At 70.9% G+C, this 26,205-nt stretch carries 24 protein-coding genes; 14 read left to right on the top strand and 10 right to left on the bottom strand.

The window, feature by feature from the left end; genetic code table 11:
* Nucleotides 1–155 precede the first annotated feature (155 nt).
* The 3 genes from FL583_RS17770 to FL583_RS17760 are packed head-to-tail and all read left to right on the top strand — an operon-like array spanning nucleotide 156 to nucleotide 2,732.
* On the top strand, nucleotides 156–1,025 hold the full coding sequence (locus tag FL583_RS17770) for a polysulfide reductase NrfD (protein ID WP_142705781.1): 870 nt from the start codon (nucleotides 156–158) through the stop codon (nucleotides 1,023–1,025).
* 57 nt (nucleotides 1,026–1,082) lie between these two features.
* Entirely contained in the window at nucleotides 1,083–1,868 is a 786-nt protein-coding gene (locus FL583_RS17765; RefSeq protein ID WP_205752226.1) for a hypothetical protein, read from the top strand.
* Nucleotides 1,869–1,880: 12 nt separating this feature from the next.
* On the top strand, nucleotides 1,881–2,732 hold the full coding sequence (locus FL583_RS17760) for a spermidine synthase (protein ID WP_142705779.1): 852 nt from the start codon (nucleotides 1,881–1,883) through the stop codon (nucleotides 2,730–2,732).
* On the opposite strand, the gene FL583_RS17755 is transcribed toward FL583_RS17760, so the two are convergent.
* Together FL583_RS17755 and FL583_RS17750 are read right to left on the bottom strand one after the other, a co-directional pair.
* Complete coding sequence (locus FL583_RS17755) at nucleotides 2,725–3,627, bottom strand: alpha/beta hydrolase (RefSeq protein ID WP_142705778.1); 903 nt, start codon at nucleotides 3,625–3,627, stop codon at nucleotides 2,725–2,727. The genes FL583_RS17760 and FL583_RS17755 overlap by 8 nt on opposite strands.
* A 31-nt stretch (nucleotides 3,628–3,658) precedes the next feature.
* Nucleotides 3,659–4,609, bottom strand: a complete 951-nt coding sequence (locus FL583_RS17750; RefSeq protein ID WP_142705777.1) for an ADP-ribosylglycohydrolase family protein — start codon at nucleotides 4,607–4,609, stop codon at nucleotides 3,659–3,661.
* Between the two features lie 161 nt (nucleotides 4,610–4,770).
* Between FL583_RS17750 and FL583_RS17745 the strand changes: the two genes are divergently transcribed.
* From FL583_RS17745 to FL583_RS17730, 4 genes are all read left to right on the top strand, one after another.
* Nucleotides 4,771–4,950, top strand: coding sequence for a hypothetical protein (locus FL583_RS17745; protein WP_142705776.1), 180 nt, complete (start codon nucleotides 4,771–4,773; stop codon nucleotides 4,948–4,950).
* Nucleotides 4,951–5,015: 65 nt separating this feature from the next.
* Nucleotides 5,016–5,750 (top strand): polyphosphate--glucose phosphotransferase, encoded by a 735-nt coding sequence (gene ppgK, locus FL583_RS17740; protein ID WP_142705775.1) that lies wholly within the window; start codon nucleotides 5,016–5,018, stop codon nucleotides 5,748–5,750.
* Between the two features lie 36 nt (nucleotides 5,751–5,786).
* The gene (locus FL583_RS17735) at nucleotides 5,787–6,365 is read left to right on the top strand and encodes an RNA polymerase sigma factor (RefSeq protein WP_142705774.1); all 579 of its coding nucleotides are present in this window, start codon (nucleotides 5,787–5,789) and stop codon (nucleotides 6,363–6,365) included.
* The gene (locus tag FL583_RS17730; protein WP_142705773.1) at nucleotides 6,362–7,243 is read left to right on the top strand and encodes a hypothetical protein; all 882 of its coding nucleotides are present in this window, start codon (nucleotides 6,362–6,364) and stop codon (nucleotides 7,241–7,243) included. The genes FL583_RS17735 and FL583_RS17730 overlap by 4 nt, the downstream gene beginning before the upstream one ends.
* An 80-nt stretch (nucleotides 7,244–7,323) precedes the next feature.
* On the opposite strand, the gene topA is transcribed toward FL583_RS17730, so the two are convergent.
* The 5 genes from topA to FL583_RS17705 form a co-directional block, all read right to left on the bottom strand.
* On the bottom strand, nucleotides 7,324–10,146 hold the full coding sequence (gene topA / locus FL583_RS17725; protein ID WP_170323708.1) for a type I DNA topoisomerase: 2,823 nt from the start codon (nucleotides 10,144–10,146) through the stop codon (nucleotides 7,324–7,326).
* Between the two features lie 205 nt (nucleotides 10,147–10,351).
* The gene (locus FL583_RS17720; RefSeq protein WP_142705772.1) at nucleotides 10,352–11,197 is read right to left on the bottom strand and encodes a lysophospholipid acyltransferase family protein; all 846 of its coding nucleotides are present in this window, start codon (nucleotides 11,195–11,197) and stop codon (nucleotides 10,352–10,354) included.
* Nucleotides 11,198–11,310: 113 nt separating this feature from the next.
* Entirely contained in the window at nucleotides 11,311–12,072 is a 762-nt protein-coding gene (locus tag FL583_RS17715; RefSeq protein ID WP_205752225.1) for a GntR family transcriptional regulator, read from the bottom strand.
* Between the two features lie 45 nt (nucleotides 12,073–12,117).
* Nucleotides 12,118–12,489, bottom strand: a complete 372-nt coding sequence (locus tag FL583_RS17710; RefSeq protein WP_142705771.1) for an STAS domain-containing protein — start codon at nucleotides 12,487–12,489, stop codon at nucleotides 12,118–12,120.
* Nucleotides 12,486–12,854: an STAS domain-containing protein gene (locus tag FL583_RS17705; RefSeq protein ID WP_142705770.1), complete on the bottom strand. Its 369-nt coding sequence runs from the start codon at nucleotides 12,852–12,854 to the stop codon at nucleotides 12,486–12,488. Before FL583_RS17705 ends, FL583_RS17710 begins: the two co-directional genes overlap by 4 nt.
* A gap of 213 nt (nucleotides 12,855–13,067) precedes the next feature.
* On the opposite strand from FL583_RS17705, the gene FL583_RS17700 reads away from it, so the two are divergent.
* From FL583_RS17700 to FL583_RS17690, 3 genes are all read left to right on the top strand, one after another.
* Nucleotides 13,068–14,288 (top strand): PP2C family protein-serine/threonine phosphatase, encoded by a 1,221-nt coding sequence (locus tag FL583_RS17700; RefSeq protein ID WP_205752224.1) that lies wholly within the window; start codon nucleotides 13,068–13,070, stop codon nucleotides 14,286–14,288.
* A complete protein-coding gene (locus FL583_RS17695; RefSeq protein ID WP_142705769.1) occupies nucleotides 14,285–15,901 on the top strand; it encodes a sensor histidine kinase in 1,617 nt (538 codons plus the stop codon). Before FL583_RS17700 ends, FL583_RS17695 begins: the two co-directional genes overlap by 4 nt.
* Before the next feature lie 62 nt (nucleotides 15,902–15,963).
* On the top strand, nucleotides 15,964–16,347 hold the full coding sequence (locus tag FL583_RS17690) for a response regulator (protein ID WP_205752236.1): 384 nt from the start codon (nucleotides 15,964–15,966) through the stop codon (nucleotides 16,345–16,347).
* A 48-nt stretch (nucleotides 16,348–16,395) separates the two neighbouring features.
* Here FL583_RS17690 and FL583_RS17685 read toward each other — a convergent pair whose 3' ends face one another.
* From FL583_RS17685 to FL583_RS17675, 3 genes are all read right to left on the bottom strand, one after another.
* Entirely contained in the window at nucleotides 16,396–18,714 is a 2,319-nt protein-coding gene (locus tag FL583_RS17685) for a sodium-translocating pyrophosphatase (RefSeq protein WP_142705767.1), read from the bottom strand.
* Nucleotides 18,715–19,003: 289 nt separating this feature from the next.
* Entirely contained in the window at nucleotides 19,004–19,456 is a 453-nt protein-coding gene (locus FL583_RS17680) for an ATP-binding protein (RefSeq protein WP_142705766.1), read from the bottom strand.
* Complete coding sequence (locus tag FL583_RS17675) at nucleotides 19,456–19,794, bottom strand: STAS domain-containing protein (protein WP_142705765.1); 339 nt, start codon at nucleotides 19,792–19,794, stop codon at nucleotides 19,456–19,458. The genes FL583_RS17680 and FL583_RS17675 overlap by 1 nt, the downstream gene beginning before the upstream one ends.
* 126 nt (nucleotides 19,795–19,920) lie before the next feature.
* Here FL583_RS17675 and FL583_RS17670 point away from each other — a divergent pair, with 126 nt between their 5' ends.
* Genes FL583_RS17670 through FL583_RS17655 form a run of 4 tightly spaced genes read left to right on the top strand, consistent with a single transcriptional unit; the run spans nucleotide 19,921 to nucleotide 26,018 of the window.
* Nucleotides 19,921–22,287 (top strand): DEAD/DEAH box helicase, encoded by a 2,367-nt coding sequence (locus FL583_RS17670; RefSeq protein WP_420843154.1) that lies wholly within the window; start codon nucleotides 19,921–19,923, stop codon nucleotides 22,285–22,287.
* Nucleotides 22,288–22,338: 51 nt separating this feature from the next.
* Complete coding sequence (locus FL583_RS17665) at nucleotides 22,339–23,085, top strand: hypothetical protein (protein ID WP_142705763.1); 747 nt, start codon at nucleotides 22,339–22,341, stop codon at nucleotides 23,083–23,085.
* Nucleotides 23,086–23,118: 33 nt separating this feature from the next.
* Complete coding sequence (locus FL583_RS17660) at nucleotides 23,119–24,639, top strand: TldD/PmbA family protein (RefSeq protein WP_142705762.1); 1,521 nt, start codon at nucleotides 23,119–23,121, stop codon at nucleotides 24,637–24,639.
* Nucleotides 24,636–26,018, top strand: a complete 1,383-nt coding sequence (locus FL583_RS17655) for a metallopeptidase TldD-related protein (RefSeq protein ID WP_142705761.1) — start codon at nucleotides 24,636–24,638, stop codon at nucleotides 26,016–26,018. The genes FL583_RS17660 and FL583_RS17655 overlap by 4 nt, the downstream gene beginning before the upstream one ends.
* Nucleotides 26,019–26,205: the final 187 nt, after the last annotated feature.

Raw genomic sequence — 26,205 nt, 5'->3', positions numbered from 1 at the left:
GTGGCTGGTGGGTCTGCGGTGACCGGCCAACTATTCGCGCCGGACGGTCACGAGTTCTCCACCGGTCGGCCGATGAGCGTCTGGAACAAGGTCGCTGACGTGCAGTAATGCTGTGAATTGCTCCAATTTCCGGCAACTGCACCGATGGGTTGGTCATGACCGGATCAGCGCCGACGTTCTACATCCACCGCCCGATCCGGGTCGCCCCTGCCCGACAAGCTCCCGACATTCCGGCCTACCTGTACTTCGGCGGCGTCGCGGGTGCGTCCGCGGGCCTGGCCGCCCTGGCCGAGCTCAGCGGCGAGCGACGGCTCGCGCGGGCGGCCCGCTTCGCGGCCGCCGGGTGCGCCGGCGCGGCGGTGGCGGCGCTGGTCCGCGACCACCGACGGCCGGAGCGGTTCCTCAGCGGCCTCCGCGCGCAGGATCCGAGCTTCCCGTTGAGCCTGGGGACGTGGTTGACCGTGCCGTTCGCGGGCCTGGCGACGATCACTGCGGGCGCCGAGGCAGCGGGCTGGAAGATCACCGCGACGATCACCGGGGCCGCGGCCGGCGTACTCGGCCCGGCCGTGTGCACGTACACCGCGGTGGCGCTGGTCGACACGGAGGTGCCGGCCTGGCACGAGGCCTACCGGGAGCTGCCGTTCCTGTTCGCGGGCAGCGGGATCAGCGGCGCGGCCGGGATCGGTTTGCTGGCCACGCTCACCGGCGACCCGGCGCCGGCCCGGCGGCTGGCGCTGGCCGGTGCGGCGATGGAGCTGGTCGCGGCGGCTCGGCTGCGGGCGGCGCCCGGCTCGCTCGGCGTCGCGTTCCGGAGCGGCCGCGCGAGCCGGCTGCTGACCGGCGCGGCCGCGCTGACCGCGGCCGGAGTCGGCCTGGCCCTGCTCGGCCGGGAGCGGTTCGGTCGGCCCGGTCGCTGGGCCGCTCTGGGCGGCGGTGTCGCTCTGATCGCGTCGGGCGCCCTCAGCCGGCTCGGCGTCTACTACGCGGGCCAACAGTCGATCGACTCCGCGGGCGATCGTCGGTAAACTGGCATAACGGTCATTTCACCGCCTGGGGGGCACCGCACGATGGCCAACAACCCGATGGCCGCACATCACAATCCGGGTCTCGTCCGGCCCCACCCGCCCCTGCCCGGAAACGGCAGCCCGCTGATGGATCTGCTGGCCGAGCCGCCGGAGGAGCCCCCGGCCCCGGCCGATCCGAGCAACCGCGACCCGATCGCGATCGCGCTGGCCGGCGTGGCCGCGCTGTTCGCGACCGTCGCGCTCGGCGTCGCGGTGTTGACCTGGTTGTCGGTGGCCGACCTGCAGACGATCGTGGCCGCCTCGGACACGAACACGCCGGTGCAGACCGGAGCCTCCACCGCGCCGGAGGAGGCTCCGACCGGACAGGCCGTCGCCCCGCTGCCGGAGGAGCCGCTCGACCAGGTTCCGGCCGTCCCGACGTACTCGCAGGCCTACGGCGCCCAGACGCTCCGGCTCTCGCTCCCGCCCTGCCAGTCGACGATGACCCGCTACCTGGACCTGGACGAACCCCGGGTGGACGCCGACGCGTCCCGGGCCGACCTCTATTACAAGGCCCGCACCGGCTGCTGGGGCACGCCCCAGCTCTACCTGATCAACGGCATCACGGCGTCGGTCGTCAACCGCCCGACGGTCCGCCCGGCCCAGTGCGCGACCAGCATCAAGAACGCGCCGGCCGACAACCCGATCTCGCTCGACGGCACGAAGGTGATCTGCGTGCAGACGTCGGCCGACAAGGCGATCGGCGAGAACATCTCGCAGAAGATGGTCGTACTGGTGGTCTCGGCACCGACGGCCACGGGCCAGACGACGATCCGCGCCAGCGCATGGAACATGACGACGTAGCATCCTTGGCTCGTGGCACGAAAGCGACCGACGACTCCCCAGCCCGGCACCCACCACCTGACCGACGTCACCGCGGAGATCGTCCAGGACCTCGACGCGGACGACGGCTGGATGCTGCTGCTCGACGGCGTCCCGAACTCGTACCTGAACCTGAACGACCCCACGCACCTCGAGTTCGAGTACCAGCAGTGGATGGCGCGAGCCGTCGACCTGCACAAACCCGGGACGGAAATCAGCCTCGTGCACGTCGGGGGCGGGGCCTGTGCGTTCCCCCGCTACGTCGCGGCCACCCGGGACGGCGCCCGGCAGCTCGTCGCCGAGTACAACCCCGAGCTGATCGCGCTGATCCGCGAGGTCTTCGGCATCCGCACCGGCCCCGGCCTGCGCATTCGCGCCGGTGACGGCCGGGACGTCGTCGCCGGCCAGCACAGCGCTTCGGCCGACGTCCTGGTGCGTGACGCGTTCGTGGGGCCGATCGTGCCACCGCACCTGACCACGGTCGAGTTCCTGAGCGACGTCGCCCGGGTGCTGCGTCCGGACGGCCTGTACCTGGCCAACGTCACCGACGGGCCACCCCTCGGGCTGGCCAGGGCCGAGGTGGCCACCGCCAGGGCGACGTTCGCGCACGTCGCGCTGGTCTCGGAGACACCGGTCCTGAAGGGACGCCGCTACGGCAACCTGACGCTGATCGCGTCACCGGCGCCGCTGCCGATCCTCGACCTCACCCGGCTGCTGGCCCGGTCGGTCGCGCCGACCCGGGTACTGCACGGCGACGAGCTGACCAAGTTCGTCGGCGGCGCCGCGGTGACCACCGACGACAACCCGCTGATGCCGCCGCCACCGCCGAAACACCTGATCAAGTAGGACGGGCGAACGCGCGTCCGAGGAACGTCAGCGCCTCCGGGGCCACCGAGCGCCAGAACGTCGAGTCGTGGCAGCCGTCGCCCTCGCGGACGACCGCGTCCACCGGCAGGGCCCGCTTCAGCGCCGGCATGTTCGGGGCGAACGGGTCGTCGCGGCCGTAGTCGACCCGCACCGGGATGCCGGCCAGCGCCGATGCCCGGGCTCGCACGTCGTAGCGCGCCCAGTCGGCGGCCGAGTCGAACGCGGTCGGCGAGGCCCTCCGGGCCTCGTCGTGGGAGAGCCACACCGCCGGGCTGCCGGCCGCGCAGGCGGCGACCCGGGTCGGATAGGTCTCGCTGTAGAGCAGTGCGCCGTACCCGCCCATCGAGTAGCCGAGCACGGTGATCCGCTGCCCGGCCCCGGCCTGCAGACCCCGGCCGGCCAGCAGCGGCAGGAACTCGTCGTTGAGCATGCCGAGCGAATCGTCGCCGTCGGCCCGCGGATGCCAGTACCCCACTCCCCCGTCGGCCGCGGCCAGGACGAACGGCGGGATGCCGGCCGCGACGACGTCGGCGAGGTAGCCGGGCAGCGCGATGCCGTCGCCGAGCACCCCGGCGTCGCCGTGAAAACCGTGCAGTACCAGGCAGACCGGTAGCGAGTCGGTGTCGCGGGCGCCGGGTGGGTAGGCGATCCGGTAGTTCACGGTGGTCCGGCGATGCGTCGACCGGAACGCGCCCCGGACGATCGGCCCGGCCGCCGCCTCGGGCGGGGGCGCGTAGACGTCGCAGGCGCCGAGCGCCCGACGCAGCTGGTGCTGGCCGGGTAGCACGCCGGTGCCGACCAGCCCGACGCCGCTGACGGCCACCAGCCCGAGCCCGGCCACCCCACCGCCCAGAACTGCCCGTCTGCTCACCACGACATCAGACTAATTGCGCGAGTCCACCCATTCAGCCCCGACGACAAGCCAGTGCCAGCGCCTCCAGGCCGTCGGCGTCCAGACCGGGCCAGCCGTGCACGATCGCCCGCCACTCGGCCGGCACCGCCGACGCTCCGCAGGACGCCCCGAGCAGCGCACCGGCGATCGCCGCCACCGTGTCGGTGTCTCCTCCGCCGTTCACCGCGGCCACCAGGCCTTTTCGCAGTCGCTCGGCCGGGTCGGCGATGTCCCGGACCCCGAAGACCGCCGCCCAGGCGCCCTGCAGCGCGGCGACGACCCAGCCCGACTGCGCCGCGAAGTCCGAGACCGGGCGCGTCTCCGCTTCGCGGATCCGGTCCTCCCAGGACTCCGGCACCCGGGAAAGACCCACCGACAGGTCCACAGAACCCGTGAGAACCGCGTGTGAGATCGCCAGACACCACAGCACGCACGCTTCCCCGGCCACCGGATCGTGGTGGGTCAACGCGCTCACCGCCCGGGCCGCTTCGGCCATCGCGTCCGCCTGACCGAGGAAGGCCAGCGCGACCGGAGACGTCCGCATCAACGAGCCGTTCCCGGCCGTCCGGCCGGACTCCCGGTGCAGGTCAGCACCGATGGACCGCAGCGAAGCTGCGTCGACCGGCGGCCGCGCCGCGGCCCGGCCGAGCAGGGCCCGGGTCTGGGCGCCGACGTCGGTGGCGCCGCCACCGAACCAGTCCTGCACGAATCCGGACGCGACGCGGTCGAGCGCGTCCTCCGACCGCAGATCCGCACCGGACGCCGCGACCTGGGCGATCACGACGGCCATCTGGGTGTCGTCGCTGTATTCGCCGGGCGCGTAGTGGCCGTAGCCACCGCCGAGCATCTGCGGATCGCCGTCGGCCGGACCCCGCTGGGAGGGCTCGTAGTGGACCCCCAGCGCATCACCGCAGGCCGCGGCCAGCAACGTTCCGGCTACTCGATCATCCCTTTCGGACTTCATTGAGTAAGTATCGCTAGCCCCGTTCGCGACTTGCGTAACACCCGATCAGTCTGCGAGTGTCGCAAAAGGTAGTACTCGATTAACCCAGAGTGACTACTGCGCAAAGCACCGGGAGAGCAGTCGTGACGTACAGCGGTTACAGCCGAAAGCAGCCGCCTCCGATGGATCCTCCGCCGCAGGCCCGGGTGCGAACCTACTGGCGAGGCTGCGTCCAGCTCTGGCAGGCCCACCAGCCGGACGCCAACGGCCGATGTCTCGCCTGCGGACGGCAGGGCGCCTGCCCGACGCTCACCGCCGTGGACGCCCTCCTCGCCGACGCCCTCGGACGCGGAAGCGACTGATACGTTTCCGCGGCGGGCCAAGTAGGTAGGTCACCTACGGGAACTGTGTACGTAGGAGGCGGGCAATGACGATCCTGGGCATCGACATCGGCGGTTCGGGCATCAAGGGCGCCCCGGTCGACCTCGACTCGGGTGCGCTGACCGCCGAGCGGTTCCGGCTGGAGACCCCCAAGGGCGGCGCGCCGGAAGACATGTACCCGGTGCTGGCCGAGGTCGCCTCGCACTTCCCCGGTGACGGGCCGATCGGCGTCACGTTCCCCGGCGTCGTGGTCCGGGGCGTCATCAAGACCGCCGCCAACCTCGACAAGAGCTGGATCGGCGTCGACGCCGAAACCGTGTTCACCGAGCTCACCCACCGTCCGGTGACCGTGCTGAACGACGCCGACGCGGCCGGCGTGGCCGAGATGTCGTTCGGCGCCGGGCAGGGGCGCAAGGGCACGGTGCTGCTCTTCACGTTCGGCACCGGTATCGGCAGCGCGATGTTCCGCGACGGCGACCTCATCCCGAACACCGAGCTGGGCCACGTCGAACTGCACGGCAAGGACGCCGAGCTGCGCGCGTCCGACCGGATCCGCGAAGAGAACGAGATGAGCTGGAGCAAGTGGGGCTCGCGGGTCAACGAGTACCTGACCCACATGGAGATGCTCTTCTCCCCCGACCTGGTCATCGTCGGCGGCGGCGTCAGCAAGAAGGCCGACAAGTGGCTGGACGAGGTCTCGATCAACGCCGAGATCGTCCCGGCGAGCCTGCAGAACAACGCGGGCATCGTGGGTGCCGCGATGGCGGCGGCGAAAGCCTGACGCAACACCGGCACCCGGCCCGGCCACTGAAGAGGTGTGACGACCTCCCCGCCAACCGACCGGCAGCTGTGGGCTGACGCGGCCGCCGGGAATCAGGACGCCTTCGGGACGCTGTTCGACCGCCACGCCAAGGCGGTCTACAACCACTGTTTCCGGTTGACCGGCAACTGGACGCTGGCCGACGACGCGACGTCGGCCACGTTCCTGGCGGCCTGGCGCCGCCGGAGCTCGGTCACGCTCGTCCACGACTCGGCGCTGCCCTGGTTACTGACCGTTGCGACCAACACGATCCGCGACGAGCGTCGCTCGCTGAGACGACGCCTCTCGCTCCTCGAGCGCCTTCCGGCGCCCGACCCCGCCCCCGACCATGCCGACGACGTCGTCGAGCGTCTCGACGACGAAGAACAGATGGCGCGGCTGCTCGCCGCGTCCCGCGACCTACCCACCGCCGAACGCGAAGCGCTCGCGTTGTGCGTCTGGTCCGGCGTCTCGTATGCGGACGCCGCCGAAGTGCTCGGAATCGCCGAGGGCAGCGTCCGCTCCCGGGTGAGCCGGGCCAAGTCGCGCCTGGCCAGAACCCTGACCCCGCTGATGATCGGGAGGGAGGACTCATGACTCTGCTCGAGCCGCCGCCGGAGCGCGACCTGCCGCCCGGCCGCCAGCAGTCCATGCGCGAGGAGATCCTGCGCGGCATCGCCGGAGCGCGACGCTCGCGCCGGCCTCTTCCGCGGTTCGTCCGGGCCGCGATCCCGGTCGCGGCGGCCGCCGCCGTAGCCGCGGTGGTCTTCGTCGCCGGCGTCTTCATCGGCGTGGCCAGGGACAACGCCGCACCGTTCGCCGGGCACCCAGCGGCTCAGTTGCCGGTGCCGGGCTTCAGCGACGCCCAGCTGACCGAGTTGCACGACGCCTGCCTGAAGGATCTGCAGCACTACGGCGAAGTCGACCCGACGGGCGTCGGCATCACCCCGATGCGCGACCAGATCGACGTCGACGGCCTGCGGGTCTACAACGCGGTGTCGGACCGGATCGGCACGACGATCCTGCTCTACACGACCGACGGACGGGCCAGCTGTACGTGGGACGGCCCCCGAACGGCCCACTGGCCGAACCAGACGAGCTCCGGTGGCTTCAACGACAACGATCCGAACTGGCTACCCGGTGCGGCGAGCGTCGATGACGGAACCAGCAGCTCGCGCTGGGCCCGGCTCGGTGGGCAGGTGCCGGCCGGCGTCACCCGGGTCGAGGTCACGCTCGACGGCCACAGCGGTGCCGCGGACGTCGTCAACGGGACGTACATCGCGACGATCGACCTGACCGGCGAACCGTCGGGCCCCAGCAAGACGACGGTCCGGACGTTCGACCGGGCCGGAAAGCAGGTCGGCACCTACCAGGAGACGGCCGGCGGCTGCCTAGTGACACCGGACGGCAAGGCGATCCACGGCACGAAGACCACCGACCCTTCGAAGTGCACGAAGGCCGTTCCCTGGCGGTGAGCCCGTTCCTATCGTCGTCGCGGCGACGCCGGCCCTGACCGCGAATGGCCGTGTGGGCGTCTCGCCCACACGGCCATTTCTCAGGCCTTCTTCGCAGCGGCCTTCTTCTTCGCCGGGGTCTTCTTGGCCGCGGCCTTCTTGGTGGTGTCTTTGGCCGCCGTCGCCTTCTTCGCGGGCGCGGCCTTCTTGCGGGCCGTCTTCTTCGCCGGGCCGCGGGCTCGACGGTCGGCCAGTAGCTCGGCCGCCCGCTCGTTCGTCAGCTCGGCGACCTCGTCGCCCTTACGCAGGCTCGCGTTCGTCTCGCCGTCGGTGACGTACGGCCCGAACCGGCCGTCCTTGATCACCATCGGCTGACCGCTCACCGGGTCGTTCGCACCCATCTCGCGTAGCGGAGCGGCCGGGGCGGCCCGTCGTCCGCGGGTCTTCGGCTGGGCCAGCAGCGCCAGGGCCTGCTCCAGCGTCACCGTGAACAGCTCGTCCTCGGAGCCCAGCGACCGGGATTCGGTGCCGTGCTTCACGTAGGGCCCGTAGCGACCGTTCTGGGCGGTCACCGGCTCCTTGTCGTCGGGGTGCACCCCGAGCGTGCGCGGCAGCGACAGCAGCTTGAGCGCGTCGTCGAGCGTCAGCGTGTCGAGCGACATCGAGCTGAACAGCGACGAGGTGTGCTCACCGCTCTGGACGTAGGGCCCGAACCGGCCGGCCTTGGCGACCACCGGCTCGCCGGTGACCGGCGAGGTACCCAGCTCACGGCCACCCTGCGGGGCGGAGAGCAGCTCCTCGGCCTTCTCCGGGGTCAGCGTGTCGGGCTCGATGTCGTCGGGCAGCGACGCGCGGTCGCCCTCGTCGTCCGGGCCGCTGGTGCGCTGCAGGTACGGCCCGTAGCGCCCGACCCGCACCACGACGTTGCGCTTCTGCTCGTCGGTGAACAGCGGGATCGAGTTCACGCCCCGGGCGTCGATGTCGCCGAGGTTGAGCGCGACCAGGTGCTTCAGGCCGCCGGCCCGGGAGACGCTCTCCTCGCGGACGTTCGCGTCTTCTGGGGCCCCGAAGTAGAACCGGGTCAGCCAGTCGACCCGGCGGCGTTCACCGGCCGCGATGTCGTCCAGGTCTTCCTCGACGTTCGCGGTGAACTTGTAGTCGACCAGCCGCGGGAAGTACTGCTCGAGCAGCTGCACGACCGCGAACGCGACGAACGACGGCACCAGCGCGGTGCCCTTCTTCCAGACGTAACCGCGATCCTGGATCGTCCGCATGATCGACGCGTACGTCGACGGGCGTCCGATGCCCAGCTCCTCCAGCGCCTTCACCAGGCTGGCCTCGGTGTAGCGGGGCGGCGGCTGGGTGTTGTGGCCCTCGGCGAGCAGGTCGTGGGCGGTCAGCGGGTCGTCCTTGGCCAGGCGGGGCAGCCGGCGCTCCTGATCGTCGGTCTCCCCGTCGTTCTCGTGCGACTCGTCGATGTCTTCGACGTAGGCCCGCAGGAAGCCCGGCTCGGTGATCGTGCGGCCGGAGGCGGCGAAATCGGCCACCTCGTTGGTCGACGACGTCCCGGACAGGCGCACCGACACGGACTGGCCCACCGCGTCGATCATCTGCGACGCGATCGTGCGCTTCCAGATCAGCTCGTAGAGCCGGAACTCCTCGCTGGAGAGCTCGCGGGCCAGCTCGCCGGGCGTCCGGAAGTGCTCGCCGGACGGCCGGATCGCCTCGTGGGCCTCCTGGGCGTTCTTGACCTTGCGGGCGTACCGGCGCGGCTCGGTGGGCACGTAGCGATCGCCGTAGAGCTCGCGGACCTGCTGCCGGGCGGCGTTCAGCGCGGTCTCCGACAGGTTCGTCGAGTCCGTACGCATGTAGGTGATGTAGCCGTTCTCGTACAGCCGCTGGGCGATCCGCATCGTCTGCTCGGGGGTCAGCCGGAGCTTCCGGCTCCCCTCCTGCTGCAGCGTGGAGGTCATGAACGGCGCGTACGGCTTCCGCCGGTACGGCTTCTCCTCGACCCGGACGACCTTGAACGCGGCCCCCTCGAGCCGGGCCGCGAGGCCACGCGCACCGGCCTCGTCGAGCTGGACGACGTCACCCCGGACCTCGTTCTTGAGCTGCCCGGTCGTCGGCTCGAAGTCGCGGCCGGTGGCCACCCGGTCGCCGTCCAGGCCGACCAGCGTCGCCAGAAAGTCGCCGGGTTCACCCGGAGCAGCCTCGGAGACGGCGAAATGACCGCGAATGTCCCAGTACTCGGCCGAGCGGAACTTCATCCGGGCCCGTTCGCGCTCGACGACGATGCGGGTCGCGACCGACTGCACCCGCCCGGCCGACAGGCGGGGCATGACCTTCTTCCACAGGACCGGCGAGACCTCGTAGCCGTACAGCCGGTCGAGGATGCGCCGGGTCTCCTGGGCGTCGACCAGCGAGAGGTTCAGCTCGCGCGGGTTCGCGACCGCCTCGAGGATCGCCGGACGGGTGATTTCGTGGAAGACCATCCGCCGCACCGGAACCCGGGGGCGGAGTTCTTCGACCAGGTGCCAGGCGATCGCCTCGCCCTCGCGGTCTTCATCTGTGGCCAGGAAGACCTCGGTGGCGTCCTTGACCAGCTGCTTCAGCTTGGAGACCTGCTGCTTGCGGTCGGGGCTGACGACGTACAGCGGCGTGAACTCGCGGTCGACGTCGACGCCGAGGCGCGCCCAGGCCTCGCCCTTGTACTTGGCCGGTACGTCGTCGGCGTTGCGCGGGAGGTCACGGATGTGGCCGATGCTCGCCTCGACGACGTAGCCGGGACCGAGATAGTCGGCGATCTTCTTCGCCTTGGCCGGCGACTCGACGATCACCAAACGCAGGCCGTCGTCGCCAGCGGGGGTGCCGGTACGCCGGCCCCGCTTGGCGGCGGCAGCGGTGGTGGTGGGAGCGCTCACGGGTCTCCAAGGTCAACATGGCTCGGGTGGACAGCCGTTGGGCAGTGTGCAACCCAACGGGCGTCCGCTGTCAAACGTAACGCGCCGCCGAGGCCGTTCGATGTCCGCCCGGCCGCCGGTCCGGCCGGTGGATTCGGTACGAGTGGCCCGGCACAGGTGTCCCAGAGTGGCACTCCCCCGCGAATCTTTCGCGGTTATCCACAGCTCAGGTCTTGGGCTTTCCCTTCGCCTCGGCCTTCGCCTTGGCCTTGTTCCGGGCCTGGACGCGGGCCAGCGCCTCGGCTCGGATCTTCGCCTTGGCCTCGGCGATCCGCTCCTCGACCTCGGCTTTCTCCAGGACGGCGGCGTCTTCGGGGGTCGGCGCGGTGCCGCCGCGGGGCGCGGGCAACCACCAGAGGTCGTCCGGCCCGGTGGAACGGTACGTGTCGGCCTCGATGGCTTCGTCGAGCAACACCGCCATCCGGCTCTTCATTTCCTCGGTGACCTCGCCGGCGTCGTCGTCGAGCGTCGGGTGCAGCGGCTCGCCCACCCGCAGCTGGACCGGGTTGTTCCGGCGGGTGAGCTGGCGCGGGTTCTCCTTCGACCAGTACCGCTGAGTACCCCACAGGATCATCGGCACCAGCGGCACGCCGGCCTCCGCGGCCATCCGCGCCGCGCCGTTCTTGAAGTCCTTCAGCAGGAACGACCGACTGACCGTGGCTTCCGGAAACACGCCGACGATCTCGCCATCGCGCAATGACTTCACGGCCGCGCTGTAGGCCCCGGCCCCGGCCACCCGATCGACCGGGATGTGCTTCATCCCGCGCATCAGCGGCCCGGAGATCCGGTGATCGAACACCGACTTCTTCGCCATGAACCGGACCAGCCGCTTCGACGGCTGCGCGGCCAGCCCACAGAACATGAAGTCGAGGTAGCTGACGTGGTTGCTGGCCAGCACGGCGCCGCCGGTGCGCGGGATGTGCTCGCCACCCACCTCGGTCACTTTGACCCCGATAGCCGCAAAGTAGCCCTTTGCGGCGTTGATGACCGGCGGGTACACGAATTCGGCCATACAGCGCCCTCTGCTCCTCGGTTACTACGGACCCGTAGGTTACCGAACCGTAGGAAACGCGTCGACCTCTACGGTTGCCGCCAGATGAACGCCTCCGGACGCCGGATGGTTCCTCAGCCGTGCGCGTGTTCACGAGCCGCGAGCCAGGCCGCCGCGGGCTGTCCGGCGGCTATCGCCGCCAGCAATCGCCGGTGCTCCTCCACCAGGTCGGGCGAGAGCACCGGAGCGGCGTGCTCCTCTTCGTAGGCGGACGCCACGGAAGTCACGTCGTCGGGGACGGCCTCCAGGTGAACGCCGTTCGTTCCGTTGGCGACGACCAGCCCGGCCCCGACCGGGACCAGCTTCACCACGTTCTCCCCGCTGGCCGCCCGGGCCGCCCGCGAGTCGGCGGCCAGGCGCGCGACCTCGAGCCGGTCGGCCAGCCGGTCGAGCATCTGCAGCGCGACCGGGTTACCGGCCATCTCCGCGATCTGCCGGTGCAGCCGCTGGTCGTGCTGGTAGGCCGCGTCGGCGTCCCCGTGCCGGTGCGCCGCCTCGGCGTCCGCCGCGGCCTCCTCGGCCGCACGCAGCGCGGCCGGAGAGATCTCTCCGGCCTTCTGCCGCCGGGCGGCGAGCTCGGTCACGAGCACGTCGAGCGCGGCGCGGACGGCCCGCGCGTGACGCGCCTCGGCGTCGTCCATCAGGTCGACGATCACCCCGCGGTCGGACGCCCGGACCAACCCGTCGCCGGCCAACCGCCGGAGGGCCTCCCGGACCGGGGTGCGGGACATGCCGAGGGTATCGGCCAACTCCACCTCGGTCAGCCGGCTCCCGGCCGAGTACTGACCGTCGACGATGGCCTCTCGCAACCGCGTATACGCCGCATTCGCCTGCACGGGCGGGACGTTACCCGACCAAAAGCGACCAAAGCCCCAAGTGGCTCACGTTTCGCTGACCGGGACCATCGGGATCACCCGGTCGATCCCGGCCAGCGAGATCGTCCGCGCCACCGGCCCGTCCGCGCCGGTCAGCGTGGTCTCGCCACCTCGGCCCGACACCGTCCGATGCAGCCGGACGAACGCTCCCAGCACGCTCGAGTCGATGAACGTCGCTGCCGAGAGGTCGATCGTGACGTCGGCGGGGTCGGCGTCGGCCAGCATCGCGAACACCGGTTCCCACCGGTCGGCCAGCGTGAGGTCGACCTCGCCGACGAGGATCACCCGGTAGCCCGACCAGGCGGGCTCACACCGTATCTGTCCGGCGTTGTCCCAGCCGGCGGGTTCGTCCGTGGCGGTTTGGAACCCCGGGTTCACCCAGAGACCTCGGCCGCCGAATGACCGCCCACCGCATCGGTGGCGTCCTCGACCGACCGGTACACCGGCAGCGCACGGGACAGATTCGTGATCGTCAGCAGGCGCACCAGCGCCGGACGTGCGCCGACGAGCGCGACCGAACCCGAGACGTCACGCAGCCGACGATGGACCTCCATCAGGACACCGAGGCCGGTGGAGTCCAGAAACGGCACTCCGGACACGTCGAGCACCAGGTACCGCTCACCCGCGTCGACCAGTCCCAGCAGCTCGTCCCGCAGTTGCGGCGTGGTGGCCATGTCCACCTCACCGACGATGACGCATCGTGCGACGTCGTCGACGTGCTCCACACTCACCTGCAATGACACGCGAACCTCCGACGAGCAGACAACCGTCGGCTCCCCTCTATCCAGAATCCGGCTCCGGCAAACGCGTCCGGATCGAGCAGTTACGTTTTGCGGCGGTAAAACGCTTATCGATATAGAGGTGCGAGGCTCGCGGCAAGGCAGGCATAGCGCCCAGTCGACCCGGTAGGCCCGGCGTCCACCTATCCTCGGTGACGCCGAAAGAAGGAGTTGTCGGTGAGCGCTGCCACCTACCCGCCCACGCACGGCCTGAGCGGGCGCCCGGTCGATCCGGCGGACGCCGGACCGGTCCGGGTGATCCTGGTCGAGGACGACCACGGCGACGCGTTCCTGGTCGAGGAGCTGCTGGCGGGCGCCCGAGTGGCGTTCGAACTGACCTGGGTGCAGAACCTCGCCGACGCGACCTCCGCGATCGACGCGGGCGTGCGCTGCATCCTGCTCGACCTCAACCTCCCGGACGCCACCGGCATGGACGGGCTGATGCGGATCCTGGAGCTGGCGCCGCAGGCCGCGGTGATCGTGCTCACCGGTCTGGCCGACGAGCACCGCGGGGTCGAGGCGGTCGCCGCCGGCGCCGAGGACTACCTGGTCAAGGGCCAGGTAGACGGGGAGCTGCTGGCCCGGGCGATCCGGTTCGCGATCGAGCGCAAGCGGGCCGACTCGGCCGCGCTGCGCCTGCGCGAGGCCGAGCTGCTGGCCAGCGAGAACGCCCGCATGGAACGCGCGCTGCTGCCGACCCCGCTGCTCGACGACGACAAGGTGCACTTCGCCCACGCCTACCGGCCGGGCCGCCGGATGGCGCTGCTCGGCGGTGACTTCTTCGACGTGATCGAGCGCGACGGCACGGTGTTCGCGCTGATCGGCGACGTCAGCGGGCACGGCCCGGACGAGGCCGCGCTCGGCGTCTGCCTGCGCATCGCCTGGCGGACGCTGGTGCTCTCCGGGGTTCCGGCGGCCGGGATGCTGCCGGTGCTGGACATGCTCGTCGTGCGGGAGCGACACAGCCCGTTCGCGTTCGCGACCGTCTGCATGGTCGTGATCACGCCCGACCGGCGCTCGGCCGACATGTACCTGGCCGGCCACCCCTCCCCCATCCTCGTGTCCGAGGGCGTGGAGCAGCTTCCGATGGGGCCGCGCGGCCCGGCGCTCGGGTTCCTGCCCGAGGGCCGCTGGCCCGCGGTCCAGCTCGACCTCCCGCCGTCGTGGGCGCTGTTGCTGTTCACGGACGGTTTGTTCGAGGCCCGCGTCGGGAACGGCACGGATCGGCTCGGTGAGGAGGGGCTCGTGGAGTTGATCGCCGCCCACCGGCCGGATCTGCCGGTCACCGACGGGTGGCCGGAAAGCCTGCTGGACGCGGTCGAGGAGCGGAACGGTGGCGCGCTGGCCGACGATGCCGCGCTGGTCGTGCTCTCGCGCCGCGAAGGAGAGTCCGAGTGAGCCCGCAGACCGGCGAGTGGACGCTCCGCCGCCGACTCGTCGTCACGTTCATCGTCGCCGGGGCCCTGACCGCGGTCATCGCGCTGATCACGGCCACCGCGCTGGGCCGGGTGATCAACCGCAACGACTCGTTGCTGGGGCGGATCGGCCCGGCCCGGATCGCCGGGTACCAGATGGAGGCCGCCCTGCTCAACCAGGAGACCGGCGTCCGCGGGTACGTGCTCACCAAGCAGACGTCGTTCCTCGGCCCCTACGACGACGGCCGGGAGTCCGAGACGTCGAACTTGAAGACGCTGCGGACCTCGGCGGCGGGGAACGCTGAACTGCTGCAGGACCTCGACGAGGTCGAGGCGGCGGCGGACGCCTGGCGCAGCCGGTATGCCGAGCCGCTGATCGCGGCGGTGAAGGCCGGTCAGCCGGCCACGGCGGTGCAGGACGACCAGGGCAAAGCGCTCTTCGACACGGTCCGGAAGGCGATCGGGGCGTTCCAGGACGACCTGACGACGATCCGGAACACCACCTACGACGAGTTGCAGACCGCGATCAAGACGCTGATCGCGATCGCGATCGCCGCGCTGCTGCTGCTGCTGCTGGCCGGCGCGATCCTGTGGCGGGCGCTGCGCCGCTGGGTGCTGCGGCCGTTGGCCGACATCGGCACCGAGACCCGCGCGGTGGTGGGGGGCGCGCTGACCCATCAGGTCCGGGTCGAGGGCCCGCGCGAGATCACCGCGCTGGCCGGGCACGTGGACGCGATGCGCAGCTCGCTGGTGGCCGCACTGTCGACCGCGGTCGCCGCCCAGGAGCAGCTCAAGGAGCAGACCGTCCAGCTCCGGGAGCAGACCGATCAGCTCGCGGCCCAGACCGAGGACCTGCAGCGGTCCAACACCGAGCTCGAGCAGTTCGCCTACGTCGCCTCCCACGACCTGCAGGAGCCGCTGCGCAAGGTGGCGAGCTTCTGCCAGATGCTCTCCCGCCGGTACTCCGGCCAGCTCGACGAGCGCGGCCAGCAGTACATCGACTTCGCGGTCGACGGGGCCAAGCGGATGCAGCGGCTGATCAACGACCTGCTGGCGTTCTCCCGGGTCGGCCGCACGACCGGCGAGTTCGAGGACGTCTCCCTCGACGGTGTGCTCGACCGCGCGCTGACCAGCCTGGGCAGCACGATCGACGAGAGCGACGCGGTCATCCAGTCCGATCCGCTGCCCGAGGTGCGTGGTAACGCGATCCTGCTGACCCAGGTGTTCCAGAACCTGATCGGGAACGCGATCAAGTTCCACGGGATGGCCGCCCCGCGGGTCCGGATCACGGTCGAGGAGCGCGACGGCGTCTACGAGTTCGCCTGCAGCGACAACGGCATCGGGATCGAGCCGCAGTACGCCGAGCGGGTGTTCGTGATCTTCCAGCGCCTGCACGGCAAGGACCAGTACGACGGCACCGGCATCGGGCTCGCGATGGTGCGCAAGATCATCGAGCACCACGGCGGCCGGATCTGGCTCGACACGGACGGCCCGGCGACCGGGGGCACGACGTTCCGGTGGACGCTGCCGGTACCGTCGGCGACGGAGGGGGAGCCCGTCGCCGTCGGCGGGGCCGGAACGGAGAGCAACGCGTGACGCAGCCGGAACCGCTACCCATCGAGGTCCTGCTGGTCGAGGACGATCCCGGGGACGTCCTCATGACCAAGGAGGCGTTCGACGACCACAAGCTGCGGAACACGCTGCACGTCGTGAACAACGGCGTCGACGCGCTGGCCTACCTCCGCAAGGAGGGCGAGTACACCGGGGTGCCGACGCCCGACCTGGTGCTGCTCGACCTGAACCTGCCGCGGATGGACGGCCGCGAGGTGCTCGCGGAGATCAAGAAGGACGAGGTGCTCCGGCGGATCCCGGTGGTGGTGCTGACCACCTCGGAGGCCGAGGAGGACGTCCTGCGCAGCTACAACCTGCACGCGAACGCGTACGTGACGAAGCCGGTGGACTTCGAGGCGTTCGTCCGAGTGGTCCGCCAGGTAGACGAGTTCTTCCTGACCGTAGTGCGCTTGCCTCCAGCCGGCCTCTGACACGCAGAAGGGGCCCCGGTCTTCCGACCGGGGCCCCTTCTGCGTGTGTCAGACGTTCACCGGCTCACTTTTGGGCGCCGCCGGGGTCTCCTCGGCGTCCTCGGCGATCGAGATCGGGCGGCGGCGGGACACGACCACCGCGGCGACGATGACGATGGCCGCGACCAGCGCGATCGCCACCCGCACCCCGACGTTCTCGTCGACGCCGGTCGACAGCGCGACGACGGCCGGCGCGATGATCAGCGAGACCAGGTTCATGACCTTGATCAGCGGGTTGATCGCCGGCCCGGCGGTGTCCTTGAACGGGTCACCGACCGTGTCACCGATCACCGTGGCGTCGTGCGCGGACGAGCCCTTGCCGCCGAACGCCCCGTCTTCCACCATCTTCTTCGCGTTGTCCCAGGCGCCACCGGAGTTGGCCAGGAACACCGCCATCAGCGTGCCGGTCGCGATCGCTCCGGCCAGGTAGGCGCCCAGCGGCCCCACGCCCAGCCCGAACCCGACCGCGATCGGGGCCATCACCGCGAGCAGACCCGGCGTCGCCAGCTCACGCAGCGAGTCCTTGGTGCAGATGTCGACCACGCGGCCGTACTCGGGCTTCCCGGTGCCCTCCATGATCCCGGGGATCTCCTTGAACTGCCGACGCACCTCGAACACGATCGCGCCGGCCGCCCGCGTCACCGCGTTGATCGCGAGACCGGAGAACAGGAACACGACCGAGGCGCCGATGATCAGCCCGACCAGGTTCTTCGGGTCGGCCACGTTCAGCACACCGGCGAACTCGTCGGTGACCTTGCCCTTGGCCTCGGCGGCCGCGGTCTGGACGGCGTCGGTGAACGAACCGAACAGCGCGGTCGCGGCGAGCACCGCGGTCGCGATCGCGATGCCCTTGGTGATCGCCTTGGTGGTGTTGCCGACCGCGTCCAGGTCGGTCAGCGTCCGGGCGCCGGCCTCGTCGATGTCGCCGGACATCTCGGCGATGCCCTGCGCGTTGTCGGAGATCGGGCCGAACGTGTCCATCGCGACGATGACGCCGACCGTGGTGAGCAGGCCGGTACCGGCCAGCGCCACCGCGAACAGCGAGATCACCGTGACGCCACCGCCGAGCAGGTAGGCGCCGAACACGCCGGCGCTGATGACCAGGCCGGTGTAGACCGCCGACTCCAGGCCGACCGTGATGCCGGAGAGCACGACGGTCGCCGGGCCGGTGAGCGCGGTCTTGCCGATGTCACGCACCGGGCGCGAGCCGACCGCGGTGAAGTAACCGGTGAGCAGCTGGATCGCCGCCGCCAGCACGATGCCGATGAGCACCGCCACCACGGCCAGGACCCGCGGGTCGCCGTCGTGGTTGGCGATCGTGTCGCTCACGCCGTCGAAGTCGCTGAACTTCGAGGGAAGGTACGCGAACGCGGCGATCGAGCAGAGGACGGCGCTGATCAGCGCGGAGATGAAGAACGCCCGGTTGATCGCGGTCATGCCGTTCTTGTCGCTCGCCCGCAGGCGGGTGATGAACACGCCGATGATCGCGGTCACGACGCCGATCGCGGGCACGATCAGCGGGAAGACCAGGCCTTCCTCGCCGAACGCGACCTTGCCCAGGATCAGCGACGCGACCAGCGTCACCGCGTAGGACTCGAACAGGTCGGCGGCCATGCCCGCGCAGTCACCGACGTTGTCGCCCACGTTGTCGGCGATCGTCGCCGCGTTGCGGGGGTCGTCCTCGGGAATACCCTGCTCGACCTTGCCGACGAGGTCGGCGCCGACGTCGGCGGCCTTGGTGAAGATGCCGCCGCCGACCCGCATGAACATCGCGAGCAGCGCGGCGCCGAAGCCGAAGCCCTCGAGCACGGTCGGCGCGTCGCCCCGGTAGATCAGGACGACGACCGCCGCACCGAGCAGGCCGAGCCCGACCGTGAAGAAGCCGACGACGCCGCCGGTGCGGAACGCGATCCGCATCGCGGTGGGCGCACCGCCGGCCTCCCGGGCCGCGGCCGCCACCCGGACGTTCGCCCGCGTCGCCAGCCACATGCCGACGTAGCCGATGAACGCCGAGAACACCGCCCCGACGATGAAGAAGATCGAGCGCCCGATGCGCACCGAGGTCTCGTCGCCCGGGACCGGCAGTACGAACAGGAGGATCACCGCGACAACGACGAAGATCCCGAGCGTTTTGAACTGCCGGGCCAGATACGCGGACGCGCCCTCCTGGACCGCGGCCGCGATCTCCTGCATCTTCGACGTGCCCTGGCCCGCTGACAGCACTACCCGAACCAAAGCGGCGGCTACGCCGAGAGCGAGTAGGGCGATCGCGGCGGCTATGACCACATACGTGACATTGCTGCCACTGAGGTCTACGCCCTCATCCATGCGTCCTCCTGAAACGGGCGAGCGCAACGACGCGCTGCACCAGAAGCTTGCGCTGGGGGCCCGGCGGTAACGAATGGGGACTGGGGATCTCTCCGCCGGGATTTGGGGAGTCTAGGTGACGTTGACCACAGGGTGCATCGCGACCTGCGGTGCGAGATCGATCACATCTGCCGTGACCGGCCCTAATGACTACGATCCCGGTACGTCGGAATCGATCCGGTTCGCCCCTCACCGCCGCCGGACACCACCCGGCCCGGTCACCGCGCGTTAGTCACCCACGTGCTAGTTGCTAGCGGGCCGCGACGGCCCAAGTCATGTGGACGACGGTGCCGTCGCGGTCGACGGCGGGAGTCACCGTCACGTCGTCCACCAAGCCCGTCAGGAGGGCCAGGCCGACGCCGGCGGCCACCTCCTCCTCGGACTCGGTCTCCGCGAACGCGGGACCGGCCACGAACGGACTCGGAACCGCGAGATCGGCCTGCAGCGCCTGATCGGCCGGCGCCGAATCACGCACCACGACCTCGAACCGAGGCCCGTCGGTGAACTCCACCTCGATCAACTCGGACCGCTTGTGCTGCACGTGCAGCCCCACCGCCCGAGAGCACGCCTCACCGACAGCGAGCCGGATCTCGTCCAGCACACTCTCGGCCACGCCCGCATTCCGCGCCGTCGCGACCGCGACCAACCGGGCGGTACGGACGTGAGCGGGTGTCGGAGAGAACGCGAGCCTCACGGTGCGCATCAACCGGCCGCAACCGCCTCTTCGACGGTCGGATGAATGCCGAAGACCTTCTCCAGCCCGGTGACGTTGAAGATCTTCAGGATCTTCGGCTGCGAACACGCCAGCTCCACCGAGCCGCCGACCGCCCGGGCCCGCTTCAACGCACCGACCAGCACACCGAGGCCGGTCGAGTCGAGGAAGTCGACCCGCTCCATGTCGACGACGATGTGCGCGTAGCCGGCATCGGCCAGGCGGATGAGCTCCGCCCGGAGCTGCGGCGCGGTGTAGACGTCGATCTCACCGCCGACCGCGAGGACCGTGTGGCGCCCCACGGCACGTGTCGTCAACGACAGCTCCACGAAGACCCCTCCAGGATGCCGGTGCCAGCTGGGCTCGATTCAACCACCTCGCCCGCAACTACGAGTTGATCCGATGCGGGGGCGCGGCGCGATCCCTCGAACATACGTGGCAACAAATCTGGCAGAGTGCTTGCCGTGTCCCTGCATCCGACTCTGACGGCCGGCCCCGAGGAGTGGCTGAACCGGGTGCGGGCCGGCCGTTCCGACGACCCGGTCACGCACGTGGAGCGGATCCCGGCCCGGCCCGGCGTCCTGGTCGACTGGCCGAGTTGGACACCGCCGGCCCTGCGTGACGCGTTCGCGGCCCGCGGGGTGACCCGTCCGTGGGCGCATCAGGTGGCGGCGGCCGAGGCGGCGCACTCCGGTCGGTCGGTCGTGGTCGCGACCGGGACGGCGTCCGGAAAGTCGTTGGCGTACCAGTTGCCGACGCTGACGGCCCTGCTGTCGGACCCGCGGGCCATCGCGCTCTACCTGTCGCCGACCAAGGCGCTGGCCGCGGACCAGCTGCGCGGGCTGCTCGATCTCGCCGACGGCGTCCGGCCCGCGCTCTACGACGGCGATACGCCCGACACCGAGCGGGACTGGGTACGGGCCCACAGCCGGCTGGTGCTGACGAATCCCGACATGCTGCACCGCGGGATCCTGCCCCGGCACGACGCCTGGGCGTCGTTCTTCCGCCGGCTGCGCTTCGTCGTGGTCGACGAGTGCCACGCCTACCGCGGGGTGTTCGGGTCGCACGTGGCCCATGTCCTGCGCCGGCTGCGCCGGATCTGCGCGCGGTACCGCTCCACCCCGGTGTTCGTCCTGGCCTCGGCGACGGTCGCGTCGCCGTCCTCGTCGGGCGCGGCGCTGATCGGGGGCCCGGTGCAGGCGGTCACCGAAGACGGCTCGCCTCGCGGTGCGACCACGTTCGCGCTGTGGGAACCGCCGGTCAGTCCGTTCGTCGGTCCGCGCGGAGCTCCGGCCCGGCGCACGGCGACGGCCGAGGCCGCCGACCTGCTCGCCGACCTGGTGTCGGTCGGCGCGCGGACGCTCGCGTTCGTCCGCTCCCGCCGCGGCGCCGAGGCCGTCGCCCTCGGCGCCAAGAGAGCGCTGGCCGAGGCCGTCCCGGAACTGGTCGATCAGGTGGACGCCTACCGAGCTGGCTATCTGGCCGACGACCGGCGCGAGCTGGAAGCGGCGCTGCGGTCCGGGACGCTGCGGGGCCTGGCGTCCACGAACGCGCTCGAGCTGGGCGTCGACGTGACCGGGCTGGACGCCGTCGTACTGACCGGCTACCCGGGGCGGCTGGCGTCGCTCTGGCAGCAGGCCGGCCGGGCCGGCCGGGGCAGCCGGGACGCGCTCGCGGTGCTGGTCGCCCGGGACGATCCGCTCGACAGCTACCTGGTGCACCACCCCTCGGCCGTCTTCGGCCGACCGGTCGAAGCGACCGTGCTCGATCCGAGCAACCCGTACGTGCTCGGGCCGCAGCTGGCCTGCGCGGCGGCGGAGCTGCCGCTGACCGAGGCCGACCTCCCGTTGTTCGGGGGTCCGCCGGCCCGGGCCGCGCTGGACGCGCTGGTCGAGCAGGGTGTGCTGCGCCGGCGGCCGGCCGGGTGGTACTGGACCTCGCGCGGCCGGCCCGACGCCGACCTGCGGGGCACCGGCGGCGAGCCGGTGTCGATCGTCGAGGCGTCGACCGGGCGGCTGCTCGGGACCGTGGACGCCGGGTCGGCGCCGTCGAGCGTGCACACCGGGGCCGTGCACCTGCACCGCGGCGAGACGTTCGTGGTGGAGGAGCTCGACCTGGAGCACCTGGTCGCGCTGGTGCACCGGGCCGAGCCGGACTGGTACACGCAGTCGCAGGACGTGACGGATCTGTCGGTGGTGTCGGTCTCCGAGTCGCTGTCGTTCGACGGTGTCGAACTGTGCTTCGGGACCGTGGACGTCACCAACCAGGTGGTCTCGTACCAGCGGAAACGCATCGCGACCGGCGAGGTGATCGACGAGCAGCCACTGGATCTGCCCTCGCAGCTACTGCGCACTCGGGCCGTCTGGTACACGATGACCGACTCGATCCTGGAGCTGGCGTCGGTCGTGGACGACGTCGGCGGGGCCGCGCACGCGGCCGAACACGCGGCGATCGGCCTGCTGCCGCTGGTGGCTTCGTGCGACCGGTGGGACATCGGTGGCCTGTCCACGGCGTCCCATCAGGACACCGGGCTGGCGACCGTGTTCGTCTACGACGGGCACCCCGGCGGGGCGGGGTTCGCGGAGCGCGGTTTCGCGGCCGCCGACGAGTGGCTGACCGCCACCCGGGACGCGATCTCGGCGTGCGAATGCGCTGCTGGGTGCCCCTCTTGCGTGCACTCCCCCAAATGCGGCAACGGAAATGATCCACTGGACAAAGCCGGGGCGATCCGATTGCTCACCGCAGTCGTCGACCGCGTGCGGCGCGGCCGGGCTGAGCAGAGTAGTTTTGGCCACCAAGTCGGGGGGCAACGCCCTCTGTGACCGACGGGTCGGTTGCAGGGGAACCGGGCTGATTCGGAGAGGACGCGGACCATGGTTCTGCTGGGCCTGCTGCTCGCCGCAGTGGCAATAGCCCTCGGGGTGGGGCTGGCGTTGCAGCCTGGCGACACCGCCAACGTCCACTTCTTCGGCCTGAACATCCCGAACCTCAACGGGCGGACGCTGGTCCTGGTCGGGGTGGCCATCGGTGTCCTGTTCATGCTCGGCCTGTGGTTCATCAAGTGGGGCTTCGCGGTGTCCGCGCGTCGGCGTCGGGAGCGGAAGGCCCGCAAGGCCGCGGCCGCGGCTGCTCCGGTGGCCGATGCCCGCGAGCACGAGGACGTCGACCGTCCAGAGCCTCGGGAGTACCGCGAGGCCCGGGAGCCCGATCTCGACCCACGTCGGCAGGACGACCTTCGTCGGCAGGAGGAGGCGCGCAGGCAGGACGAGGCGCGTCGGCAGGAGGAGCTCGCGAACTGGGAGCGGGCCGAGGCCGCGCGCCGCGAGGACGCGGCCCGGCACGAGGAGGCCGCCCTCCGGGCGCGCGCCGAGACCCACCAGCAGCCCGACCCGTACCCGCCGGCCTCGCCGGACGCGTACCAGGGCCACCGGCAGCCGGAGCCGTACCGCGGAGACAACCACCCGACGGACGCGTACCCGACGATGGACCACAAGACCGAGGAGTACCCGACGGTCGACCCGTACCGGGACGAACCGCGGTCCACCGGCACGGTCTACCAGTCCGGCGCCCACCCCTATCCCCCGAACGACGAGTACCCGCCCCCGCCGCCTCGGTACTGAGGTCGCGCGGTCTTCCGGGATAGTGTCGGCGGCGTGCCGCACGAGATCGATGAGCGATTCCTGGCCCTCCCCCGCGCGGCTCTGGCCGACGCGGCGCTGCAGAAGGCCCGTGACCTCGGCGTCAGCCACGCCGACTTCCGCCTCGAGCGCATCCGCTCGCAGGGCCTGTCGCTCCGCGACGGCCGCCTGGAGGGTAGCCACGACGGCGAGGACGTCGGGTTCGCCGTCCGGGTCGTCCACGACGGCGCCTGGGGATTCGCGTCCGGCGTCGACCTGACCGTCGAGGCCGTGGTCGCCGCGGCCGAGACCGCGGTGCAGGTGGCGAAGGTCAGCGCCCGGATGAACACCGAACGCGTCGAACTCGCCGACGAGCCGGTCTACCGCGACGCCCGGTGGGTCTCCTCCTACGAGACCAACCCTTTCGACGTCCCGGAGCAGGAGAAAGTCGCGCTGCTGGCGGAGTACTCGCAGCGGTTGCTGGGGGCTTCCGGCGTCTCCCACGTCACGGCCGGGCTCTCCCAGGTGCTCGAGGGCAAGTACTACGCCGACACGGCCGGGAGTTCGATCACCCAGCAGCGGGTCCGGCTGGCGCCGTCGATCTCGGCGCTGTCGGTGGACGCGTCCAGCGGCCGGTTCGACACGATGGGGTCGCTGGCCCCGCCGGCCGGGCGGGGGTGGGAGTACCTGACCGGCACCGGGTGGGACTGGGACTCCGAACTGTCGTCGCTGCCGTCGCTGCTGGCCGAGAAGATGGCGGCGCCGAGCGTCGAGCCGGGGCGCTACGACCTGGTGATCGACCCGACGAACCTGTGGCTGACGATCCACGAGTCGGTCGGGCACGCCACCGAGCTCGACCGGGCACTGGGCTACGAGGCCAACTATGCGGGCACGTCGTTCGCGACGCCGGACAAGCTCGGCGTTCTGAAGTACGGCTCGGACGTCATGAACATCACCGGCGACCGGACCGTCGAGCACGGGCTGTCGACGGTCGGCTGGGACGACGAGGGCGTGGCCGGGCAGTCGTGGGACATCGTGCGGAAGGGCACGCTGGTCGGGTATCAGCTCGACCGGCGGATGGCTAGTCTGCTGGGCTCGTCGCTGGGCGTCTCCCGCTCGAACGGGTGCGCGTATGCGGACTCGCCGGGGCACGTACCGATCCAGCGGATGGCGAACGTTTCTCTGGCGCCTTCTTCGGCTGAGGTTTCGACGGCGGACCTGATCGCGGGTGTCTCCCGTGGGATCTATGTGGTCGGCGACAAGTCGTGGTCGATCGACATGCAGCGCTACAACTTCCAGTTCACCGGCGAGCGGTTCTTCGAGATCCGCGACGGCCGGCTGGCCGGACAGCTGCGCGACGTCGCCTACCAGAGCAACACGCTGGATTTCTGGGGCTCGATGGAGGCGGTCGGCGGGCCGTCGACCTGGCGGCTGGGCGGGGCCTTCAACTGCGGCAAGGCGCAGCCGGGACAGGTCGCGCCGGTGTCGCACGGCTGCCCGAGCGCGCTGTTCCGGGACATCTCTGTTTTGAACACCGTGCAGGAGGGCGGCCGATGACCTCGCAGAATCTGGTTGAGCAGGCGCTTTCGCTCTCGAAGAGCGACGGGTGCATCGTCATCGCCGGGGAGTCGACGAGTGCGAACCTGCGCTGGGCCACGAACACGCTGACCACGAACGGCGTCATGCGGTCGCGGTCGATCACCGTGATCTCGACGGTCGGCACCGGTACCGGCGTGGCCAGCGGCGCGGTGTCGCGGACCGCGGTGTCGTCGGACGAGCTGGAAGCGCTGGTCCGGGCCTCGGAAGAGACCGCCCGGAGCAACGGCGCCGCGGACGACGCCCAGCCGTTGGTTGCGGGCGGCGCTGCGTCCGACTGGGATGCGGCGCCGTCGGAGACGTCGATCGAGGTCTTCTCGTCGGTGGCGCCGGCGTTGGGGGACGCGTTCGACGCGGCGCGCAGCGCCGGACGGCTGCTGTACGGGTTCGTCGAGCACGAGGTCGACACCTATTACCTGGGATCCTCCACCGGGCTGCGGTTGCGGCACGTGCAGCCTCAGGGGCACATCGGGATCACGGGCAAGGTCGCGGACGACCTGAGCCGGTCGGCCTGGGTCGGGCAGGCGACCCGGGACTTCTCCGACGTGTCGGTCGAGTCCCTGGATGCCTCGCTGGCCCAGCGGCTCGAGTGGTCGGCGCGGAAGGTGTCGCTGGAGCCGGGCCGGTACGACACGGTGCTGCCGCCCACCGCGGTGGCGGACCTGATGATCTACGCGTACTGGAACATGGGCGCGCGGTCGGCGTTCGAGGGCCGGACCGTGTTCTCCCGCCCGGGCGCGGGCACGCGGGTCGGTGAGCGGTTGACGCCCCACCCGGTGACGCTGCGGTCCGACGCGTCTTTTCCTGGCTTGGAGTCGGCCCCGTTCGTGCTGGCGCAGGCGTCGTCCGGGACGTCGAGCGTTTTCGACAACGGGCTGGCGCTGGAGCCGACGGACTGGATCCGCGACGGCGAGCTGCGCGCGCTGATGCAGACGCGCCATTCCGCGGGGATCACCGGGCTGCCGGTCACGCCGATGATCGGGAACCTGGTCATGGAGGTCGGTGGGGCGTCGGGTGGGCTCGATGCGCTGGTGGGTGGGGTGGAGCGCGGGTTGTTGCTGACGTGCCTCTGGTACATCCGGGAGGTTGATCCGCAGACGCTGCTGTTGACGGGGTTGACCAGGGATGGGGTCTATCTCGTGGAGGGTGGCGAAGTGGTGGGGGCGGTGAATAATTTCCGGTTCAATGAGTCGCCGGTGGATCTGTTGTCGAGGTTCAGTGGGGCTTCGGAGACGGGGGCGGCGTTTTCGCGGGAGTGGGGGGATTACTTTCATCGGACGGCGATGCCGGCTTTGCGGGTTCCGGATTTCAACATGAGCAGCGTTTCGCCGGCGTCGTAGTGCGTGGGAGTTATGGGCTGGTGGTTGTGCGCCGGTAGGCGGCTGGTGCCCTGATCGGCCGGGCGCCTGGCGGCGGTCTCGGGCCGGCGGGTCTCTACTCCTGGCGGCCTCATCCCTGGCGGACTGGCCTCTCCACGGGCGGGCACGGCCGCGGGCTGGCATCGCCGCAGGCGGGCACTTCCGCGGA

It is taken from the genome of Cryptosporangium phraense, from assembly GCF_006912135.1.
In the GTDB taxonomy this organism is placed as follows: Bacteria; Actinomycetota; Actinomycetes; order Mycobacteriales; family Cryptosporangiaceae; genus Cryptosporangium; species Cryptosporangium phraense.
The sequence above is the reverse complement of the archived record's forward strand: the minus strand, read 5'-3'. Positions and strand labels throughout refer to the sequence as shown.

What these genes read in the sequence shown, in the direction of transcription:
- FL583_RS17770 (WP_142705781.1), top strand. Translation starts at nt 156, where the DNA reads ATGACCGGATCAGCGCCGACGTTCTACATCCACCGCCCGATCCGGGTC.
- FL583_RS17765 (WP_205752226.1), top strand. Translation starts at nt 1,083, where the DNA reads ATGGCCGCACATCACAATCCGGGTCTCGTCCGGCCCCACCCGCCCCTG.
- FL583_RS17750 (WP_142705777.1), bottom strand. Translation starts at nt 4,609, where the DNA reads ATGAAGTCCGAAAGGGATGATCGAGTAGCCGGAACGTTGCTGGCCGCG.
- FL583_RS17745 (WP_142705776.1), top strand. Translation starts at nt 4,771, where the DNA reads ATGGATCCTCCGCCGCAGGCCCGGGTGCGAACCTACTGGCGAGGCTGC.
- ppgK (WP_142705775.1), top strand. Translation starts at nt 5,016, where the DNA reads ATGACGATCCTGGGCATCGACATCGGCGGTTCGGGCATCAAGGGCGCC.
- FL583_RS17730 (WP_142705773.1), top strand. Translation starts at nt 6,362, where the DNA reads ATGACTCTGCTCGAGCCGCCGCCGGAGCGCGACCTGCCGCCCGGCCGC.
- FL583_RS17720 (WP_142705772.1), bottom strand. Translation starts at nt 11,197, where the DNA reads ATGGCCGAATTCGTGTACCCGCCGGTCATCAACGCCGCAAAGGGCTAC.
- FL583_RS17690 (WP_205752236.1), top strand. Translation starts at nt 15,964, where the DNA reads ATGACCAAGGAGGCGTTCGACGACCACAAGCTGCGGAACACGCTGCAC.
- FL583_RS17685 (WP_142705767.1), bottom strand. Translation starts at nt 18,714, where the DNA reads ATGGATGAGGGCGTAGACCTCAGTGGCAGCAATGTCACGTATGTGGTC.
- FL583_RS17680 (WP_142705766.1), bottom strand. Translation starts at nt 19,456, where the DNA reads ATGCGCACCGTGAGGCTCGCGTTCTCTCCGACACCCGCTCACGTCCGT.
- FL583_RS17665 (WP_142705763.1), top strand. Translation starts at nt 22,339, where the DNA reads ATGGTTCTGCTGGGCCTGCTGCTCGCCGCAGTGGCAATAGCCCTCGGG.
- FL583_RS17655 (WP_142705761.1), top strand. Translation starts at nt 24,636, where the DNA reads ATGACCTCGCAGAATCTGGTTGAGCAGGCGCTTTCGCTCTCGAAGAGC.